The following is a 20,270-nucleotide window of genomic DNA, read 5'->3' as shown; positions in this document are numbered from 1 at the left end:
GAAGTTCCTGCTTTTTCGTACACTAAACATTCCATCCAAGGCTATTGGCTATAACTTTTACCGACGACCGAAGGGAGTGATAACTTCTTTAAATTCTAAAACTTCTGAACTTCAGATTGATTGTGTTCTGACTTTTTAAAGTGTGCACAATTAACATAAATATAACAGTTAGCTAACAAAAGGTATTCGCAAATTATTGTAACTTTGCAGGCGACAACGGAATTCAACAATTATTAAATTATGAAATATTTGTATTTAGTTTTATTGCTTTTACCGCTAAAGGTATTAGGGCAGGTAAAATTACAAGATGTTACGATAAGTGGTAAACAACCTAAGTTTGTAAGATTAAAGGGATATTTTCGTAGTTATCAACACAATGATTCTTTGCTTAAATATTACGAGGATGGTATCGTGGAATACTATATCAATCTAAAAAATGAAAAAGTATATTTAAGAAAGTATGGCTGTCGTTATCTAAGAAATGAAGAGCTTATCAGCAAAGATAAGAAAAGGGCCTTTATGCTTAGCGATCAAGCAACATTTCGTCCGTGGCCAGAAGGAACAACTTTTATAGAGGAATGTCGTAAAAAGTATACTATTCAAGATTCTGCTAATATTGGATATATCAAAAAAGACAGTCAAACAATAGGAAGAATAACAACTGATTCTGTCAGTAAATGCTGTACGATAGAAATGGATATGGTGCCTACATATGACAAGCTTTCTCAAAATATATTTGGTTTTTCGCAGGAAATAGTAAGTGACAAATTCACGGAGGCATACCGATTAAGTGATGAGGATTATTATTCCTTTAAAAACTTGATTTTTCAGAAAACTGATCAAAGTTACAATTATTGGCATAAAAAGGATTCTCATAAACAGTTAATTCATGTTGTTACAGAATTGTTTATTACGGAACAAGAATATGTAGATGAAAAGAAGAAAGAATCAGGCATTAATCTGCAACCGCAAGAAGCTACTCAAGCGATAGAAAACTATATATCAGTCCATGGATTGCCACTCCTGTCGCCAGAAGAACAAGCAGAAATGAAGAAACTACAGTTTTATGACCCAGCCAAATTGTAAGAAATAGAGACTATCAACGATTAGACAATAGTTCGTAAATCCATATTGTCAAAAGGAATAATTCCTTCTACAGATATACAAATATGCTTATTGAATTCCATATTTGTAAAAAAGACAATAGATTTAACATAAAAATAACAATTGCCTAACATTCTGTTTGATTCTAAAATACTACTTTTGCAACAGATAAACTAATAACAACAAAAGAGATATAATTATGGTAAAAGATAACAACAAAAATTATTTGGCCATTGCTTTCAAACACCTTTTGACAGCATTGCTGATTGCAATAATTGGCTCTTGGTGTTTTCAATTACTTTACCCTGCAATTGCTGGTATATTTACAAATACAGCTAAAAATGAAATAAATATAATATACTCTCATCTTGTATTTGTAGTATCAATCATTTTATGGTGTTGTTATAAGTTCCCTATTGTCAGACAATTCAAAAAACAACCATTGTCTACACTAACATACTATCCGATTATTGCTGTATTAGCTTTGATTTGCTTTATAATAGTAGGCTCTGTCATAGATATACCTAATTACTATCAGCATGAACTGGAGAGTATAATGCAAGAAAAATTCCTCTGTATATTGACAATGGGAGTTATCCAACCAATTGCAGAAGAATTTCTCTTCAGAGGAGTGTTTCTGAAAGAATTACTCAAATGGAAAAGTAATCCGTGGTGGGCTATAGGTGTATCCGCTATTACTTTTAGCATCATACATTTGAATTTTACCCAGATGATAAGTGCATTGCCATTGGGCATAATTATGGGATGGTTATACTTTAAAACCCAAAGCCTGTGGCCTTCGATTATAATACATATTACGAACAACTCTATATGCTGCATACCGAGCAGCATTGATAGTCTCTCGTTTTTGGATATAATCTGCAACCATCCATTAATAGGCATACTTATCATTGTGCCTTTGAATAGCATACTGATATTTCTCATCATAAGAAAAATAAATTATAAAACAGAAAGATTATGAACAAACTTACAGATTTGACAACTTCCGAAATGAAAAAATTTGCAGGAGGATTTGGCGTAGGTGTTATCGTCGGTTTTGTGGCTGTAGCTGCATTGTATTATGTAATAAAGAATATCAAATGAACAAGGAATATAAAGAAAAAATCCTAAAGACTGGGTTGGAAGGCTTTTTAATAGGTGTTGCTATAGGTGTTGCAGCTGGAATAGTCTATTTTTTCACTCACTAATTGGCTATACAATTCCTTCTTAGGAACAGAATATTTTGTCGTTCTAACGATGAATCTTAAATTAGAAACTTAGTGATTAACCTTTAATGTTACTCAGGTATTTTGACCTGAGTAACTTATTTAATTTTATGCAACTTTTACCTCCTGCTTGGATAGAGAAAACATATTATTATACAAATGACTTTGATTTAAAAAGTAAAATCTTTAAATTATGAAGTATTTAAATTTAGATATTAATCATTATCTTTCTGATAAGGATAAAGGAGAGAAACCGATAGTGATACTTATAAAGGGGGCTGTTATTTATCTTATTTTATTAATAGTCTCTATTCTTGTTATCAGCTATGCACATCATATAGGATGGCCTAAAGAACTTAAGCCAAAGGAAAATATAACAAAAGACACAATACTAATGTTAATAGTAATTGGGCCGATCATAGAAGAAACAATACACAGACTATGGTTGTCATTCCACAAGACAGAAATCATTATCAGTGTAACTTGTATCTCTTTTTTCATTTTAGGAGAATTATATCACATAGACGACAAATATATTAGAATTCTTACAAAGTTAGCAATTGCATTTGTGATGGGATATCTTTTTTACAAGATACCGCAAGCAAGGTATGATAGTATCAAAAGTAATAAATATCTATATAGATCATTCATCTGGTTTTCTATCTTATGGTTTTCCCTAATGCATATAAATAATTACAATGTAGAAATGTATTACTTACCTTATCTCATCATTGCTTGTTTGCCACAATTTAGTGCTGGAATATTGTTTACTTATTTCAGGTTGAACTTGGGAATTTACGCAAGTATATTCGCACACATATTACTGAATGGAGTTACATATATTCTTTTATAGTATAAAAAAGAGAGCGTGTTTCAAGTCCTGATCGTTTTTTCAAATTAACTAAAAACGTAACTACTCAGCATCCATATAGAAGTAACAACTCAGCATCCCCATAGGAGTGCTGAGTTGTTACTTATCTCACTTAATCGGACAATGTTTTTTAAAATAGTAATAAATGATATACGTGAAAAATCCACCTAAGCACGCAGCAGAAATATCTATCCAGTCGATATTTTTAGTAAAAAACGCGTCAACGAATTCAAAGCCTATAAGAATTAACATGGATTCTAATATACTTCCAACAATGGATTGTTGCTTATGAGCACGAAGACATCCCTGTATGTAACACACTCCCATAGGGACTCCTAAAAAACTGGTGTAGCTATCTGAAATATGAAAATCACTTAAATGTCTGGAATAAGCATATGGTCTATATATAAAGTTCAAGAATATACAAAGTAAAAGCAGTACAAGACCAACACATATAAATAAGATTTTTGGCTTTTCTTTGATTTTGTTTACTATATGTAGCATAGGCGGCTTATTGATTATATTAATAGAAACTTTCCTTTGCGCTGAAAGCGCGAAATGCGAAAGGGCTGTACGTGAGTGCTGTCAATTAATAAGTTACATAAACATTGAGGTCTAAAAGACCAGCAATTATGATACATATTGCAATTTCAATGCTCCGAATATTATCGCTTTACATTAGACTGCTCTGAAGCTTTGCCCTTTTAAATGTATAACTTTCAGCCCTCTTTCTTTTCATCAAGTGGCGAGGAACTTGAGTTATAGTAATCAACTGATAGTGTTTTCTATCACCGAACTAACTGTTGCATTTAATAATAAATGAAACTCTGAAAGACTTAGCAAAAGTACAAATAAAATCTGAGAAACTCACTCCAATTGGAGGATTTTTTCGATTTGCAAACAAAATTCCACTAAGCCTAATAGGTTGTGAATTTGAGGATGAAATTGATTTGTAAAAACATGAATATTCAGAATGAAATTTACAGAAGATTAAAGATGCATGAGTTGTTGCTGCATAGCAACACTGGAACACCAGAAGAGTTAGCACAAAAACTACATGTATCCAAGCGACAACTCTACAACCTTGTAGACGAATTCAGAGCAATGGGTGCATCTATAAAATATAGCAGAGAAAGTAAAACATATTATTATACAAATGACAAGAAATGCCATTTTTCAGCCAAGAAAACTTAATTTCGAAGGGAAAAACATTGTTATTTGAAATAAAAACAATATCTTCGCAGTCGGAAATATTTGCAATCATTCCGACCAAAACAAAATCAATATCTATATGCAAGATGCTGTAGTTAACAAGATTAAGAGTAAAATTGCCCATGGCAAGTTTGGAGAGGTTTACTTCGTGTCTTCCTTTCCGCAATATGATGTGGAGTATGTCACAAAACTATTGGCTATCTTTGAGAAGGAAGGTATATCGAATAGAAAAGTCGAAATATGAAAGCGGCTTCGATAGTCAATGAAGCCTATTTCGTAGAGCAATGAAAGCGGCTTCGTAAGCAGTTAAAGCTTACCATCAAGAAAAGTCAACAAAGGGCGTTGTTAATATCTGCCCAAGGCGTTGGGCAACTTTGCCCATAAGGATGGGCAAACTTGCCCAATGCTGTGGGTAAACTTGCCCATCGTATTGGGCAAAGTGCATAGTTGTGGTTTAACGATTTTAGTTGACCACTTTTAGTTTTATTTGTAAGACGAGTTGACTCACTGTATTAGCGTAACAACTCATGACAATAGGGTGCTGAGTAATTACCCCGTGTTTGGTCGCGCAGACTCAACAAATCTACTACGATGTTCACTATACTAACTATCGTGAAGCATACAAGACCCGAGACGAGCACGAGCACTACATATCGCGAATACCGTCCGAGCGCTACGAGCAGAGCGTTCTCCACGCCGAACGAAAAGAGTGGCTGTTCGGCTGGCATGGCGAGCATAACGGCTATGACGCCTCCTCCCAAGATAACTCCAAGCACGAAGGCTGCGAGCATGGCATAGCGGTAGCGTCTGAGGCAGGCTTCTTCGTGCTGCTTCAGATACTCAACGGCGTCGAGGTGTTTCTCGAGTCTGGCAATGAATGCGTCACCATCGTCAAAGGTGGGTCGGGCTGCGAGGAAGAGTTCCTCAAGTGCTTTATCTTTCTTCATACGTTCAATATTGTTTTAAGGTTGTCTCTGCCGCGCGAGAGTTGCTGCTTCACGGCGTTTATGGTGCAGTCGGTGATGTCGGCTATCTCCTTCACCGAGTAGCCGCTCATGTAGAACATCACCACTGCCGAGCGCTCCTTGGGCGAGAGTGTGGCGAGCGCCATGTACAGCTCCTGATGGCGGAAGGCGGAGTCGGCTGACGTTGCTGACGCCACACTGCGCGCTGCGGAGATGTCGTCGAACGTGTGCTTGCTTGCCTTGTGGTTGAGGAAGGTGTTGCGTGCTATCGTGAACAGCCACGCGCGAAACTTGCCCTTGTCTCGATAGGCCGACGAAGAGAGGTAAGCCTTCACCAGCGTCTCCTGAGCTATGTCGTCGGCATCGTCGCGCTTGCCGCAGCAGAGGGCGAGCAGGAAGCCTCGCAACGCCTCCTGCTCACTCTTCACAAGTGCTATGAATTGTTCTCTCGTCATACGTTATTACTCTTGCTTCATGTTCTGCTGCTCTGCCTCCATCTCCTTGGCGAGCATATGGCGGCCTACGAAGTAGCTTATGAGGAAGGCGATGCCGATAGGTATCAGCGCTGCACCTACGATAAGGAGCATATCTGTTCTGATCACTTCGCAGAAGAAGTAGAGCAATATGAACGCTACGCCCATAAGACAGCAGAGGCAGCCGCGCTCAAGTCTGGCGAGCAGCTTCTCCTTGATAAGCTTCTCCGACTTCTTCATGCCTTTCAAGAGGTCTTCTACGTTGAGGTTGGGGTTCTTCTCCAATGCGGCGAGCACTATCTCCTTGCGGTTGCGGTCTGCCGCCATCGCGCTTCTGAAAATGATTGACACGATACATACCGGGAGGGCTACTGCTACTCCTAACGGAACCAAGATTGCTACTAAATCCATATTCTTCTTTCGTTTTTAAATTGTTATACTTGTTGTTTGTTATATCGTTATATGCAGAAGCGGTGCGTTTGTTGCTTCTTGCAGAACCAGTTCATTTATATAACAAGCGGCACGGGCGAAAGGTGACATTGCTGGAACAAAAATAATTGATTTTATTTGAAAACAGCGCTGATTCTTGTAGTAAGGAGTATTGAGAAATTGTTTAACCTTAATTCCGCAACACTATAATTTAAGAGTCCACTTTAGAAAGTACCATCAAAACATAAGGATACTTTTTAAAGTGGACTCAGCTAATTTACGGATTATTCCTTAAATGATGCCGAAGAGACGCAACACGTCATTGAGGTTGGCAACGACGAGAAGGAGCAAGAGGATGGTGAAGCCCGCATACTCAGCATAAGTAAGGAACTTGTCGCCAGGCTTGCGCCCTGTTATCATCTCGTAGAGGAGGAAGAACACGTGTCCGCCATCGAGTGCAGGGATAGGCAGGATGTTCATGAAGGCAAGGATGATGCTCAGGAAGGCTGTCATCAACCAGAAAGCGTGCCAGTCCCACATGGGTGGGAAGAGACTTCCCAGTGCGCCAAAACCGCCCAGACTCTTGGCTCCCTCTTTAGAGAAGACGTATTTCATGTCGCCCACATAACCCGACAAGACATTCCAGCCATACTTGATGCCGGCAGGGAAGCTCTCGAAGAATCCGTAACGGATGTGAGTCACCTTATAGTCGCGTACAATATTGTAGTTGACGAATCCCATGCGGGTGTATCCCACTGAGGCATCGAGCTGAACAGATGTGGTAAGCGTGTCGCCATTGGCTTTCAGCACCGTCAACTGGGCATTGAGGATGGCTGCGCTGTCCTTGGCAGTAGTGGCAGCAGCCAGCTGGTCGTCGATGCGGCCCATCTCGTTGGTGAAGGCATTGAAAGTCTCCACCTTCTGACCGTTGATGCTCAGAATCTTATCGGCAGGAGTAAGACCAATCTTGGCGGCAGGTGTGCCCTTTGCCACACTGTCGATACGAAGAGGCTGATAGATTTCCACAAAACGGGGAGTAGCCTTGAACATGCCCAGCATGTTGATGTCGCCGGGCAACTGCAGGCTCATAGGCTTGCCATTACGGATAATGTCGACTCTGTGGGCAGTAGAGAGCGCACGGAACATGTCGCCATCGTAGGTCTTGAACGCTCCCTCCTCGGTTCCTACCAAGATGTCATGATCCTGGAAACCCAAGGCCTTAGCCTCGCTGTTGAACGCCATGCCCTGCTTCATGTCCTTGGTAGCCACGTAGTCGTCGCCCCAGTGGAAGAGAATCATCGAATAGATGAAGAGCGCCAGCACGAAGTTGACCAGCACACCACCTATCATGATGAGCAGACGCTGCCAGGCTGGCTTGGAGCGGAACTCCCAGGGTTGCTCGGGCTGTTTCATCTGCTCGGTATCGAAACTCTCGTCGATCATACCCGAAATCTTGCAGTAACCGCCTAATGGCAACCAACCCATTCCGTAGGTAGTGTCCGAATTCTTGGGCTTGAACTCGAAGAGATGGAACCAAGGGTCGAAGAAGAGATAGAACTTCTCTACCCTAACTCCGAAGAGCTTGGAGAAGAAAAAGTGACCGCCCTCGTGGAGCAACACCAATATGGAAAGCGCCAACATGAGCTGAAGCGCCTTGATCAAGAATATTTCCATTGTTTTACTTTGAACTGTGAAGGCAGAAAACTGAGACTTTTGTGAGGCTCCTCCCGCCGTTCACCATGATTATGATTGATAAACTTTATTGATAATTCGTGATTGACAGTGTGCACACCTTATTATATATATAGCGTCTCTCACACCTTCATTATATTATGACGCACTCTTCATCAGTTCTGCAGCGATGCGTCGGGCCTCGGCATCGGTCTGCAGATAGACGTCGAGATCGGGCTGACTGTCGAAGGTGGCTTTCGCCATTACCTGCTCTATGATGTCGCCCATCTGCAAGAATCCACACTCGCCACGGCGGAAGCCGGCATTGACCACCTCGTTGGCAGCATTGACGATGCACGACATGTTGCCACCTTTCCTGATAGCCTCGAAGGCCAAGCGCAGACATTTGAACTTCTCGTAGTCGGGCTCAAAGAACTGCAAGTCCTTGGTCTTGAACAAGTCGAGACGGTCGCCCTGCAGAGGCAGGCGCTTGGGGAAGGAGAAGGCATACTGTATGGGCAGACGCATATCGGGCACACCCAACTGAGCCTTCACGGCTCCATCGACAAACTGCACTGCGCTGTGCACGACACTCTGTGGATGGATGAGCACCTCTATCTTGTCGGCAGGAACGCCGAAGAGCCATTTGGCCTCAGTCACCTCGAAACCCTTGTTCATGAGCGAAGCCGAGTCGATGGTGATCTTGGCTCCCATGTCCCATGTAGGATGGCGGAGCGCATCGGCAGCAGTTACCTTAGCCAACTGCTCCATGGTGTGATGGCGGAAAGGTCCGCCCGAGCAGGTGAGCAATATCTTGTCTATCTCGTTGTCGTCCTCGCCCACCAGGCTCTGGAAGATGGCACTGTGCTCGCTGTCGACCGGCAGGATGGGCGCATGATACTGCTGGGCCAAACCGCATATCAGTTCGCCAGCCACGACGAGGGTTTCCTTGTTGGCAAGACAGATCTTCTTGCGGGCCTTGATGGCATGGATTGTCGGCTCAAGTCCTGAGAAGCCCACCATAGAGGCAAGCACCATGTCGATAGGATCGGCCTCCACGATGTCGCAAAGCGCCTGAGCACCGGCATAGACTTTGATGTCTGGCTCATCGCTCAACAGTTTTTTCAACTCGTCATAATGTGCCTCGTTGGCTATCACCACGGCAGCAGGTTTGAACTTACGAGCCTGCTGTGCCAGCTCCTTCACACGGTTGTTGGCTGTAAGACAGTACACCTCATACAAGTCGCTGTGCTGCTCTATCACGTCGAGCGCCTGTGTGCCGATGCTTCCCGTGGAGCCAAGGATACATATTTGTTGTTTCTTCATTTTCTCTTATCTTGTTCTAATTTGCAAGCCTTCGCAACAGGGCTTTTTTATTTTCCCAACAGGGAAAAATCTTCTGCCCAGTCAGAAAGTTTATTCGCCAAGGCTAACGGATAACATATCTGCTTTGTAGCTTTTCGCAGCCATTTAATCCAACTCGAGGATTCCCTCGGGCAACTGCATCTTGATGACACGCTGCCCGGCATCCACCTCGTGAATGAAGTCGTTGCTGGCAGGAATCAGCAGTTCCTTTCCCGCAGGTGTCGTTATCTCGAAGAGCAAGTTGATAGTGCTGTCGTCCACATGGTCGATCGTGCCTATCACCAGACCGGTAGTGGCATCAACAAGCTGGAAGCCGATAATTTCCGCCCACGACATATTCTCCTCATCGCTGTCGGAGAGATGACGGGGAAAGAACACCTCGCAGCCCGTATAGGCACGCACCTGTTCCTGCGTATCGATGTCCTCGAACTTCACCAACACATTCTCGTCGTTCTTAAACCGGTATTCCTCTATATAGAAAGGCACCAGGATGCCGTCGATGTCGAGAATGAGATAATCGGCATCCACACGGTCGAACACATCGTCGGTAATGGCAAAGGTGATTTCTCCCTTCACGCCGTGGGGCTTTCCCAACTTGCCTATCTTATAAACGTCGTCTCGTCTTATCATATCGCATAGAATCTTTGAAAATCATGATCAGTAAAGCCATTGAATTCTTCACTCTTCACTTACTCAATCCGTGACACGCGTAATCTTGGCTCCGAGCTGATTGAGTCGGAACTCTATGTCCTCGTAGCCACGGTCGATCTGTGCGATATTCTCAATGCGGCTTGTACCGTTGGCACTCATCGCAGCAATGAGCAGGGCAATACCGGCACGGATATCAGGACTTGTCATTCTGCCGGCACGGAGTCGGATCTTATGGTCGTGGCCCACCACCACAGCACGGTGCGGGTCGCAGAGAATAATCTGTGCACCCATATCGATGAGCTTGTCGACGAAGAACAGTCGGCTCTCGAACATCTTCTGATGGAAGAGCACGCTGCCACGTGCCTGTGTCGCCACAACGAGGAGAACCGACAGGAGGTCGGGGGTAAGTCCTGGCCATGGGGCATCGGCAAGCGTCATGATGGTTCCATCGATAAAGGAATCTATGACGTAGTGCTTCTGTTCAGGAATAAAGAGGTCGTCGCCCTCAATTTTTATCTTCACACCCAGTCGGCGGAAAGCCTCGGGAATGATTCCCAGGTTGCGGACCGACACGTCCTTGATGCGTACACCGGCTCCACACATGGCAGCCATACCGATGAACGAGCCCACCTCGATCATATCGGGCAGGATGCGATGCTCGGCTCCGTGAAGCGACTTCACGCCCACGATAGTAAGAAGGTTGCTGCCTATGCCGCTGATCTGAGCGCCCATGGCGTTGAGCAGATGGCAGAGCTGCTGGATATAAGGCTCGCAGGCTGCATTATAGATGGTGGTGGTTCCCTCGGCAAGCACCGAAGCCATGATGATGTTGGCAGTACCCGTAACCGAAGCCTCATCGAGCAACATATAGCAGCCCTTCAGTTTCCTGGCTTCTATCTGATAGACATTGCGCTCGTCGTCGTGCACGAACTTGGCACCCAGACACTTGAATCCCAGGAAGTGGGTGTCGAGACGACGGCGGCCTATCTTGTCGCCACCCGGCTTGGCGATGGTTGCCTTGCCACAGCGTCCCAACAGCGGACCAATCATCAGCACGCTTCCACGCAGCGAGGAGCACTTAGCCACAAACTCCAGGCTGTCGAGATAGTCGAGCTTCAGCTCGTCGCTCTGGAATGTATAGTCGTTGCGACTGTTCTGAGTTACCTTCACGCCTATCTCCCTGAGCAACTTGATGAGGTTGTTCACGTCGAGGATGTCTGGCACATTCTTGATGCGCACAGGCTCGTCGGTAAGGATAGTAGTGCAAATCACTTCGAGTGCCTCGTTCTTGGCACCCTGCGGAATGATGGTTCCTGTGAGCGGATGACCGCCTTCTATGATAAATGACTCCATAGACTATTCTTTGGGGGTTATGAATGATAAGGGGAATATAAGTTACTTGTTCTTTTTCTTGCCATTGCGTCCTTGCGACTGCTCACGGTCTACAATTCTCTCAAACTTGAAAGTGTCCAAGTCGAGCTGAATCTTTCCGTCGGTAAAGCGGGCCAGGTCGGAAGCCACCTTCTCGCCGTCGCTCGAACCATGGCTCCACTGCATCAGGTTGCGATGCATCTGGTTGGCAGTGAGTTTCACCAGTTCGTCGCGCTCCCTGCCAGGCTCCATGGTCTTCAGTATCTCGAAAGCCTCAAAGAGCATGGCACCATAGTGGCGCACGGGAATCTTCTTCATCGGATAAGGCATGGGCTCAGGCTTCTGGGCCATCTGCGAGGCGCTTGTCACATCGAAAGGATAGTCGATGTCGAGCTGGAAACGGCTCATGATGGCGAGCTGATCCCAGAGCTTGCGCTCATGGCCCTCCACATTCTTGCTCTCGGGGAACATTCGGTCCATGATGGCAATGATGGCCCTGGCGCATCGCTGACGCTCCTCACGGTCGGGCAGGCCGACTGCATAGTCAACCATCTGCTGTATCTCTCGTCCATACTCAGGCAGCACGATCTGCTCTCGCTGGGTGTTATAGTCTAATCCGTCTATGTTCATTAATATATATAATAATAGGTGTAAATATCAAATAAGTTTCTTAGGCATCTTGGCCACGAAGTCCTTCAGATAGAAAGGCACGAAGTAAGCCACATCCTCAAACTTGCCTTCCACGAAGCGCTTCTCGGCCAATGGCGCCATATTCTTTGCCAGCGGCTCGATGTCCTTCACGAGATGGGCGTTGGGATGATTGATAACTTCCATACACTTGGCTGCTCCGTTTCCGAAGAAATAGACAGCACCACGGTCGAGATACTCCTTGTAGGTTTCTGCGTCCACAATGTCGGCCTGTATAGGGCGCACCTCGCGGAGGGCACGGTCGAAGACCTGCGCATACACTTCCATTCGGCGGGCGTCGAGCATAGGCACAATGAGCGCATCTTCCTCGGCAGGATGCTCGCCAAGGAGCACGGGCACAGCCAGCAACTCGAGTGTAGGCACGGCGATGAGCTTTGCGCCACGGCCATAACAAAGGCCCTTGGCCATACTCACTCCTATGCGAAGACCCGTGTAAGAACCAGGACCGCAACTTACTGCCACAGCCTCGAGCGGAATATTGCGGGAATCAATGTAACTGATAGCCTCATCGACGAACACGCCCAACTTAACTGCATGGTTGGGACCGCTGTGATCTTCCTTGTTGAAAATCACGGCTCCATTATCACTAACTGCCACCGAGCACACGTCGGTACTCGTCTCAATACTTAAAATACAAGCCATAAAAATAAATATATTCTTAAATAAGGTGCAAATTTACGCTTTTTCTCGCATTTTTTTGTACTTTTGCAGAAATTTAACGTGAAGAATATATGATACAGTCAATGACAGGCTTCGGAAAAGCTACCGTAGCCTACAAAGAAAAGAAGATCAACGTAGAGGTTAAGTCGCTGAACAGCAAGGCTCTCGACCTCTCTACACGTATTACTCCTCTGTATAGAGAGAAGGAAATGGAGATACGTCAGTTCATCGCCAAGAATCTGGAAAGAGGCAAGATTGATTTCTCTATCTGGATAGAAAAGGACGTTGTGGCTGACGCCACGCCCATCAACATGGCGCTGGTGGAGAACTATTACCAGCAAATCAAGAAGATTTCGGCACAGACAGGCATTCCTGAGCCTGCCGACTGGTATGCTACGCTGTTGCGCCTGCCCGACGTGACGACCAAGACCGATGTGGAAGAACTGACCGACGAGGAATGGAAGGCTGCACAGCAAGCCATCGACGAGGCTGTGAACCACCTCATCGAGTTCCGCCGCCAGGAGGGAGCTGCACTGCAGAAGAAGTTCACCGAGAAAGTGGACAACATCCAGGCATTGCTTGCCAGCATAGAGCCTTACGAGAAATCGCGCGTAGAGAAGATCAAGACCAACATCGTGAACGGACTGCAGCAGATTCCTAATGTCGAATACGACAAGAACAGACTGGAGCAGGAACTGATCTACTACATCGAGAAACTCGACATCAGCGAGGAGAAGCAGCGACTCAGCAATCACCTGAAGTACTTCCGCGAGACAATGAACGAGGAAGGACACGGCGTGGGCAAGAAGCTGGGCTTCATCGCACAGGAAATGGGACGCGAAATCAACACCACTGGCTCGAAGAGCAACCAGGCTGAGATGCAGAACATCGTGGTGAAAATGAAGGACGAGCTGGAGCAGATCAAGGAACAAGTGCTCAATGCTCTGTAATAGAGTGAAGAATTCTATGGCTTTACTTATCATAAAGTTCAAAGTATAATATTCAAAGCAAAATGAAGAATGGACTGTTAATATTCAGCGCCCCATCGGGCAGCGGAAAAAGCACCATCGTAAACTGGCTGATGAAGGAACACCCCGAACTGAAACTGGCTTTCTCCATCAGCTGCACATCGCGTGCACCACGTGGAACCGAACAGAACGGAGTGGAATACTTCTTCCTCACACCCGAGGAATTCAAAGCCAAGATAGAAGCCGACGAATTCCTGGAATACGAGGAAGTGTACCAAGACAGATTCTACGGCACGCTGAAATCGCAAGTGGAAAACCAGCTTGAGGCTGGCGACTCTGTAGTCTTCGATGTAGACGTGAAAGGAGGCGTCAACATCAAGAAGTTCTATGGCGGGCGCGCCCTCAGCATCTTCGTACAGCCACCATCGGTAGAAGAGCTTCGCCGCCGTCTGAACGGTCGTGGCACCGATGCTCCCGAAGTTATCGAACAGCGACTGGCAAAGGCTAACTACGAGCTGACCTTCGCTCCACAGTTCGACCACATCGTGGTGAACGACAACCTGGAGAAGGCTGAACAGGAAGTTTACAAGCTCGTTTCCGACTTTCTGAATCAAGAGTAAGACAAGCCGGGCTGAGGTTTCAAGGAAAAGTCCGGGTCGAGTCGTCGGATAAGGCAGGAATTAGTCATTGAAGTTTCGCAAGTGGTTCAAGTACGGGCTGAAGGCCCAGAAGCTCCTATAAGCAGCACGCCCTGGGCTAAGAGCTTCTGCCCCTTCAGGGCGTGTGGAACATACTTGCGAAAGTAGAGTTGGTCATAATAGACGACCGAGCTTGGTCATAATAGACGACCGGGCTTGGCCATAATAGACGACCGGACAAAGCCGTCACAGATGCCTCAAGTCAAACATAAAACAAGAGCGAAAGATGCAAAAGAAGAAAGTGGGTATATTCGGCGGGAGTTTCAACCCCATACACACAGGGCACATCGCCCTTGCCAAGAGCCTCTGCCAGCAGGCAGGGCTGGATGAAGTGTGGCTGATGGTTTCGCCCATGAACCCATTCAAGAAAGAAGCCACCGACCTGCTGACAGACAAACTGCGGCTCGAGATGGCAGAACAAGCCATTGCCGACGAGCCAAAACTCAAGGCATGCGACTATGAGTTCCACATGCCCAAGCCTTCCTACACCTGGCACACGCTGCAGGCGCTGAGCCAAGACTTCCCCCACGTCAGCTTCACCCTCCTCATAGGAGGCGACAACTGGGCTTCCTTCGACAAATGGTTTCACCACGAAGACATCCTGAGCCACTACCCCATCGTCGTCTATCCGCGAAAAGGGTGCGACATAGGAAAAGTGCCATCGGGCGTAACCATAGTGGAAACGCCTCTGCTCAACATCAGCAGCACCGAGATCCGTCAACGCATCAAGGAAGGCAAAAGCATACACGGCATGGTGCCCGACTGCATAGAGCCACTGGCCATGCAATACTACTCCAACCAACACCCCTAACAAGAGCAACAACAAATGAACTGGAAAACAAAGACCAAGAGTTTTCTGAAGTTAGCCTTCGCCCCCATCCGCGGCAACGCCAACTTCTTCATCTTTATGTATCTGCTCGGCATTATCTGTGCCGTAGTGACAACTCCACGCTGGGGAGTCGTGTACGACAACCTGGCGCTGGAACTGTTTGTCGACGTCTACGTGGTTTGTGCCCTGCTGATGCTCGTGCCCAAGAAGCGGAAGATACGCTTCTGCGTAAGGAGCCTGCTGTACATTATATTATATGTCACAGCGCTTGCCGACACCTACTGCTTCGTCAACTTCGGCTCCACGCTCAACCCCTCGATGCTGATGCTCGTGGGTGAGACCAATCCCGACGAGGCAAGCAACTTCATATCAGCCTGCCTCTCGCCTACCGTCATCTTCAGCGCCGTAGGATGGATTCTGCTGCTCATCCTCGTACAGGCCTTTGTAGCAGCCTTCCGCAAGCCCATCATCAAGAGTCTGGGCTTTGCCGTCACCTTCATCGAGCTGCTGTCGCTCAAGAAGAGATGGAACTGGGTGATGCGCGTTACCCGTGCCACACCCTACGCCCTGACCGTGATAGGCATCATCATCTTCATAACAGGAGCCTGCACCTCTTGGCACAACAAGATGGCGACATTCAAGCTCTTCGGAGGCAAGAACATAGGCGAAGTGGAGCACGAGCTCACCAACAAGGGACACGCCGAACTCTATATTCCTATCAACCGACTGGCTTTCAGCATCTACGCCAACAAGCTGGCCGCCAAACAGATCACACAGCTCATACATGCCGCCAAAGACGTACGGGTAGACAGTTGCAGCTACCGCTCGTCGAACATCGTGCTCATCATAGGCGAGAGCTACGGCCGACATCACTCCCAGCAGTATGGCTACTTCATGAAGACGACACCACGCCAGGCAGCGCTCGAAAAGTCGCGCAAGCTCACCAAGTTTACCGATGTCGTGACTTGTTGGAACCTCACCAGCTTCGTCTTCAAGAACGTCTTCTCGACACACGTTGTAGGCGAGAAAGGCGACTGGTGCGACTATCCGCTCTTCCCCGAACTCTTCCGCAAGGCAGGCTATCAAGTCACCTTCATCACCAACGAGTTCCTGCCACAGGCCAAGGAAGCAGTCTACGACTTCAGCGGAGGCTTCTTCCTCAACAACCCAGAGCTCAGCAAGCTGCAGTTTGACAACCGCAACACCGAGCTTCATCCGCTCGACGACGGACTGCTCGACGACTACGACAACCACCTGAAACAAAAGCAGGGCGAGCACAACCTCATCATCTTCCACCTCATGGGTCAGCACGTAGACTACAAGTCGCGCTACCGCAAGGAGCAAACCGAGTTCTGGGCAGGCAACTACGAGGACAAGCGCCCCGAGCTGAACGCCAAGCAACGCAAGATGTTGAGCCACTACGACAATGCCACCCTCTACAACGACTCCATCGTGGCACAGATAGTGAAGCGATTCGAGAAGGAAGACGCCATCATCATCTACATGCCCGACCACGGAGAAGAATGCTACGAGGAGAACCGAGGCTTTATCTGCCGCAACCATTCGGCAGCCATCGACTGGCCCCTTGCCCACTACGAGTTCGAGATTCCCTTCTGGATTTACTGCTCGCGCAAATATATACGCAAGCATCGCGACATCTACAAGCAGATACGCAAGGCCAAGGACCGACGCTACATGACCGACGCCCTGCCCCATCTGCTGCTCTATCTGGCTGGTATCGAAACGCCAACCTATCAGGCCAAATACAACATCCTCAGCCCTGAGTACGACGAGATGCGGCCACGCATCCTGAAAAACTCTGCCGACTACGACAAGCTGAGAGATGAACATATAGCAAAAGAGAAGAAAGCTAACGAGAAGAAGAAAGGAAAATAAGATTATGAGTACACCCACACTAAACCGAACAGAGTGCAACGCCCTGAGAGGACTTGCCATCATCGGCATCTTTCTGCACAACTACTGCCACTGGCTGGGCCCCATCGTCAAGGAGAACGAATACCAGTACATACAGCGCAACGTAGACTGGCTGCACCAGGTAATGGCGTCGCCCGACGGCTGGCTGCCCATGCATCTGCTGTCATTCTTCGGACATTATGGAGTGCCCGTATTTCTCTTCCTCAGCGCCTACGGACTGGTGCTGAAATACGAGTCTGGTCCACGCCTCACACAGGGCGCAGAGCGATTCAGCATCACAGGCCGTCACCTGCCCAATCTGGGTGAAGGACTGCGATTCGTACGCTATCACTACCTCAAGCTCTTCAAGATGATGATTGTGGGGTTCGTCGCATTTACCATGCTCGACTACCTCACTCCCGGGCCTCATCACTATCAGTCGCTCGACATCATCGCCATGCTGGGCATGTTCAACAACGTATTGCCCAATCCCGACCGCATCATCTGGCCCGGTCCATTCTGGTTCTTCGGTCTGATGATGCAGCTCTACATCATTTACCGCCTCTTCATCTACCGTCGCCACTGGGCTTTCACCGTAGTGCTGATGGTGGTCTGCCTGGCGCTTCAACTGTGTCTCTCGCCCGACGGTGAGGCGATGAACCGCTATCGCTACAACTTCATGGGCGGCATGTTGCCATTCGGCATCGGCATTCTTTATGCCCGCTATGGCGAGAAGATTCTCATGACTTTCCATCACAACACAACCAACGCCTTTGGCATTATCTTCTGCGGAGCCATCATCTACAGTCTCAGCGGAAGCATGTTGGGCTGGACCTTCGTGCCTCTCTTCGTCTGCCTGTTCTGCGTTCTGGTAGCAAAGGTGCTGAGCGGAGTGAAATGGCTGCAGGGAGCATACAGATTTCTCGACTGGATGGGCGGAATATCGGCAGCACTCTTCGTCTGCCATCCTATCACCCGCAAGATATTCATCCCCATCAGCCGTTGGGGCGACATGTACGCCGGACTGCTGCTCTACATCATATCGAGCATCTGCTTAGCATGGCTCTTCTCTGAGCTGATGAAGAAGATTCCGAGCCCAAAGATGAAGTAAGCTGAAGTAAAGAGTGTGAGTTTCGAAAGTGAAGACAATTCAACCCCTTTCATTATGATAAAAATCAAAGATATAGAACTTGCCAATATAAGCCGATTCAGAGGCGAACTGATGGGAGCCGCCATGCTTTTCATCATCCTCTTTCATGTGGCGCTGCCCCGCGAGGATGCTTTCTTCGGGCTTCGTCGCATGGGCAATGTGGGAGTAGACATGTTTCTCTTCCTCAGCGGTATAGGTCTGTGGTTCTCGTGGACCAAGAATCCTGACGTGCGCCACTTCTTCGTGCGCCGTTATCTGCGCATCTATCCCGCCTGGCTCATCATAGCCTGCCTGTTCTACATTCCGCGTTTTGAGGGAGGAGACCTCTGGGCATGGGTCGACCTCGTGGGCGACATCAGCATCAACTGGGATTTCTGGCTTCACGACGAGTTGAACTTCTGGTACATTCCCGCCACCATGATGCTCTATCTCTTTGCACCAGGCTACATGGAGCTTATCAAGCGCCACCCCATCTATCGCTGGTTGCCTGTGGTCATGATCATGTGGTGCATCCTTGTGCAGTATGTCACTCCCATCCACCATGCCGTAGGCCATCTGGAGATTTTCTGGAGCCGCGTGCCAATCTTCTTCATCGGCATCAACATGGGCGAGATGGTAAGACAACGGCAAAGCCTCGACGGCACCAGCATCTGGATGATATGGATCATGTTTCTGATGACGCTCACCTCGAGCATCTTCCTCGAACAAGAACGCCACGGCATGTTTCCTCTCTTCTTAGAGCGCATGCTCTATATTCCCCTTACCATTACGAGCATTCTGCTGCTCAACCGTATCTTCCGCCGCACTCCCCAATGGTTCAACCGAGGCTTCATCTTTGTAGGAGCGCTGAGCTTAGAGGCTTACCTCATCCACATTCACTTCGTGCTCCACTACATAGAGAAATATCACTGGGGCTACTGGCCCACCTTCCTCGTCTGCATAGCCATCACGCTTCCTGCAGCCTGGCTTCTCAGCAAGACAGCAGGATGGATCAGCCGACAAATATCCAAGATTATCAAATACTGAGAATATTGAGAATACTCAACTTTCGCAGGGGGAAGTTCAAGAGAATATTAAAGAAAACAGAGAATCATGAAAAAAATAGATTATAGAATGAACGAAAGCCGGGGCTTCTCTGCGCTGATGCGACTCATACGCCCCAAACAATGGATCAAGAACGGATTCGTCTTTGTACCGCTGTTCTTTGGCGGAGCTTTGTTTAACACCGACGCTCTTCTGGCTGGTGTCATCACTTTCTTTGCCTATAGCTTTGCCGCATCGAGTATCTATTGCTTCAACGACATTTTCGATGCAGAAGCCGACAGGCGCCATCCCGTAAAGTGCCACCGACCCATTGCCTCGGGAACCGTTTCTGTCAAGGCGGCGTATTGTCTGATGATTCTGATGCTCATCCTTTCTATCGTCATCAGCGCTGCACTCGATTCATGGAAGGCCATGGGAATCATCCTTTTCTATTGGCTGCTCAATCTCTGCTATTGCGCCAAACTAAAGCAATACGCCATCATCGACGTCTGTATCGTTGCCTTCGGCTTTGTGCTTCGCCTGTTGGCAGGCGGTGTGGCCACCGATATTGCTCTGAGCAAGTGGATTGTGCTGATGACTTTCCTCATCACGCTCTTCATGAGTTTTGCCAAGCGACGCGACGATGTGCTGAGAATGGAGAAGACGGGCGAGGCGCCACGCAAGAATACGAGCCGCTACAACCTTACCTTCATCAACCAGGCCATCACCATCACTGCCTCGGTAACGCTTGTGTGCTACATCATGTACACGGTAAGTCCGGAGGTGATAGAGCATTTCAACACCGAGCATCTCTATCTCACAAGTGTCTTCGTGCTGGTGGGATTGCTGCGCTACATACAGATAGCTGTGGTAGACCAACAGAGCGGCGACCCAACCCGTATCATGCTCCACGACCACATCACACAGTTCATCATCCTGGCCTGGCTCCTCTCATTCCTGATTATTATATACATTATATAAT

20 protein-coding genes are annotated in these 20,270 nt (G+C 47.3%); 11 read left to right on the top strand and 9 right to left on the bottom strand.

What is annotated here, in order from left to right:
* The first annotated feature begins 240 nt into the window (after positions 1 to 240).
* The 4 genes from P3T48_RS00850 to P3T48_RS00835 all read left to right on the top strand — a co-directional run bounded on the left by P3T48_RS00850 (position 241) and on the right by P3T48_RS00835 (position 4,395).
* On the top strand, positions 241 to 1,086 hold the full coding sequence (locus P3T48_RS00850) for a hypothetical protein (protein WP_276505253.1): 846 nt from the start codon (positions 241 to 243) through the stop codon (positions 1,084 to 1,086).
* A gap of 217 nt (positions 1,087 to 1,303) precedes the next feature.
* Entirely contained in the window at positions 1,304 to 2,086 is a 783-nt protein-coding gene (locus P3T48_RS00845; protein ID WP_276505252.1) for a CPBP family intramembrane glutamic endopeptidase, read from the top strand.
* Positions 2,083 to 2,208, top strand: coding sequence for a hypothetical protein (locus P3T48_RS00840; protein WP_276505251.1), 126 nt, complete (start codon positions 2,083 to 2,085; stop codon positions 2,206 to 2,208). The genes P3T48_RS00845 and P3T48_RS00840 overlap by 4 nt, the downstream gene beginning before the upstream one ends.
* A 1,953-nt stretch (positions 2,209 to 4,161) precedes the next feature.
* Positions 4,162 to 4,395 (top strand): HTH domain-containing protein, encoded by a 234-nt coding sequence (locus tag P3T48_RS00835; protein ID WP_276505250.1) that lies wholly within the window; start codon positions 4,162 to 4,164, stop codon positions 4,393 to 4,395.
* A 530-nt stretch (positions 4,396 to 4,925) separates the two neighbouring features.
* Here the strand turns inward: P3T48_RS00835 and P3T48_RS00830 are convergent.
* The 9 genes from P3T48_RS00830 to tsaB all read right to left on the bottom strand — a co-directional run bounded on the left by P3T48_RS00830 (position 4,926) and on the right by tsaB (position 12,688).
* Positions 4,926 to 5,360 (bottom strand): hypothetical protein, encoded by a 435-nt coding sequence (locus P3T48_RS00830; RefSeq protein ID WP_276505249.1) that lies wholly within the window; start codon positions 5,358 to 5,360, stop codon positions 4,926 to 4,928.
* On the bottom strand, positions 5,357 to 5,833 hold the full coding sequence (locus tag P3T48_RS00825) for an RNA polymerase sigma factor (protein ID WP_276505248.1): 477 nt from the start codon (positions 5,831 to 5,833) through the stop codon (positions 5,357 to 5,359). Before P3T48_RS00825 ends, P3T48_RS00830 begins: the two co-directional genes overlap by 4 nt.
* A gap of 6 nt (positions 5,834 to 5,839) precedes the next feature.
* Entirely contained in the window at positions 5,840 to 6,262 is a 423-nt protein-coding gene (locus P3T48_RS00820; protein WP_276505247.1) for a hypothetical protein, read from the bottom strand.
* Between the two features lie 309 nt (positions 6,263 to 6,571).
* Complete coding sequence (rseP, locus tag P3T48_RS00815) at positions 6,572 to 7,954, bottom strand: RIP metalloprotease RseP (RefSeq protein WP_276505246.1); 1,383 nt, start codon at positions 7,952 to 7,954, stop codon at positions 6,572 to 6,574.
* Positions 7,955 to 8,110: 156 nt separating this feature from the next.
* Positions 8,111 to 9,277: a 1-deoxy-D-xylulose-5-phosphate reductoisomerase gene (locus tag P3T48_RS00810; RefSeq protein WP_276505245.1), complete on the bottom strand. Its 1,167-nt coding sequence runs from the start codon at positions 9,275 to 9,277 to the stop codon at positions 8,111 to 8,113.
* Between the two features lie 144 nt (positions 9,278 to 9,421).
* Entirely contained in the window at positions 9,422 to 9,946 is a 525-nt protein-coding gene (rimM, locus tag P3T48_RS00805; protein ID WP_022252830.1) for a ribosome maturation factor RimM, read from the bottom strand.
* A gap of 63 nt (positions 9,947 to 10,009) precedes the next feature.
* Positions 10,010 to 11,320 (bottom strand): UDP-N-acetylglucosamine 1-carboxyvinyltransferase, encoded by a 1,311-nt coding sequence (murA, locus tag P3T48_RS00800; RefSeq protein ID WP_217758060.1) that lies wholly within the window; start codon positions 11,318 to 11,320, stop codon positions 10,010 to 10,012.
* Between the two features lie 42 nt (positions 11,321 to 11,362).
* Positions 11,363 to 11,968 carry a DUF4290 domain-containing protein gene (locus P3T48_RS00795; RefSeq protein ID WP_276505244.1) on the bottom strand — a complete coding sequence of 202 codons (606 nt, stop codon included), beginning with the start codon at positions 11,966 to 11,968 and terminating at the stop codon, positions 11,363 to 11,365.
* A gap of 27 nt (positions 11,969 to 11,995) precedes the next feature.
* Positions 11,996 to 12,688, bottom strand: coding sequence for a tRNA (adenosine(37)-N6)-threonylcarbamoyltransferase complex dimerization subunit type 1 TsaB (gene tsaB / locus P3T48_RS00790; RefSeq protein WP_276505243.1), 693 nt, complete (start codon positions 12,686 to 12,688; stop codon positions 11,996 to 11,998).
* An 89-nt stretch (positions 12,689 to 12,777) separates the two neighbouring features.
* On the opposite strand from tsaB, the gene P3T48_RS00785 reads away from it, so the two are divergent.
* From P3T48_RS00785 to P3T48_RS00755, 7 genes are all read left to right on the top strand, one after another.
* Positions 12,778 to 13,656 (top strand): YicC/YloC family endoribonuclease, encoded by an 879-nt coding sequence (locus P3T48_RS00785; protein ID WP_158462936.1) that lies wholly within the window; start codon positions 12,778 to 12,780, stop codon positions 13,654 to 13,656.
* A gap of 62 nt (positions 13,657 to 13,718) precedes the next feature.
* A complete protein-coding gene (gene gmk / locus P3T48_RS00780) occupies positions 13,719 to 14,294 on the top strand; it encodes a guanylate kinase (protein ID WP_022252981.1) in 576 nt (191 codons plus the stop codon).
* A gap of 304 nt (positions 14,295 to 14,598) precedes the next feature.
* The gene (nadD, locus tag P3T48_RS00775) at positions 14,599 to 15,183 is read left to right on the top strand and encodes a nicotinate (nicotinamide) nucleotide adenylyltransferase (RefSeq protein ID WP_217758070.1); all 585 of its coding nucleotides are present in this window, start codon (positions 14,599 to 14,601) and stop codon (positions 15,181 to 15,183) included.
* 15 nt (positions 15,184 to 15,198) lie between these two features.
* Positions 15,199 to 17,097 carry a phosphoethanolamine transferase family protein gene (locus tag P3T48_RS00770; RefSeq protein WP_276505242.1) on the top strand — a complete coding sequence of 633 codons (1,899 nt, stop codon included), beginning with the start codon at positions 15,199 to 15,201 and terminating at the stop codon, positions 17,095 to 17,097.
* Between the two features lie 4 nt (positions 17,098 to 17,101).
* Positions 17,102 to 18,226 (top strand): acyltransferase family protein, encoded by a 1,125-nt coding sequence (locus P3T48_RS00765; RefSeq protein ID WP_276505241.1) that lies wholly within the window; start codon positions 17,102 to 17,104, stop codon positions 18,224 to 18,226.
* A 54-nt stretch (positions 18,227 to 18,280) separates the two neighbouring features.
* The gene (locus P3T48_RS00760) at positions 18,281 to 19,291 is read left to right on the top strand and encodes an acyltransferase family protein (protein ID WP_276505240.1); all 1,011 of its coding nucleotides are present in this window, start codon (positions 18,281 to 18,283) and stop codon (positions 19,289 to 19,291) included.
* Positions 19,292 to 19,357: 66 nt separating this feature from the next.
* Positions 19,358 to 20,269 carry a decaprenyl-phosphate phosphoribosyltransferase gene (locus P3T48_RS00755; RefSeq protein ID WP_276505239.1) on the top strand — a complete coding sequence of 304 codons (912 nt, stop codon included), beginning with the start codon at positions 19,358 to 19,360 and terminating at the stop codon, positions 20,267 to 20,269.
* The last annotated feature ends 1 nt before the right edge of the window (position 20,270 follow it).

This window comes from Segatella intestinalis (assembly GCF_029348455.1).
In the GTDB taxonomy this organism is placed as follows: domain Bacteria; phylum Bacteroidota; class Bacteroidia; order Bacteroidales; family Bacteroidaceae; genus Prevotella.
Note: the sequence above shows the minus strand (reverse complement) of the source record. Positions and strands in the feature narration are given on the sequence as shown.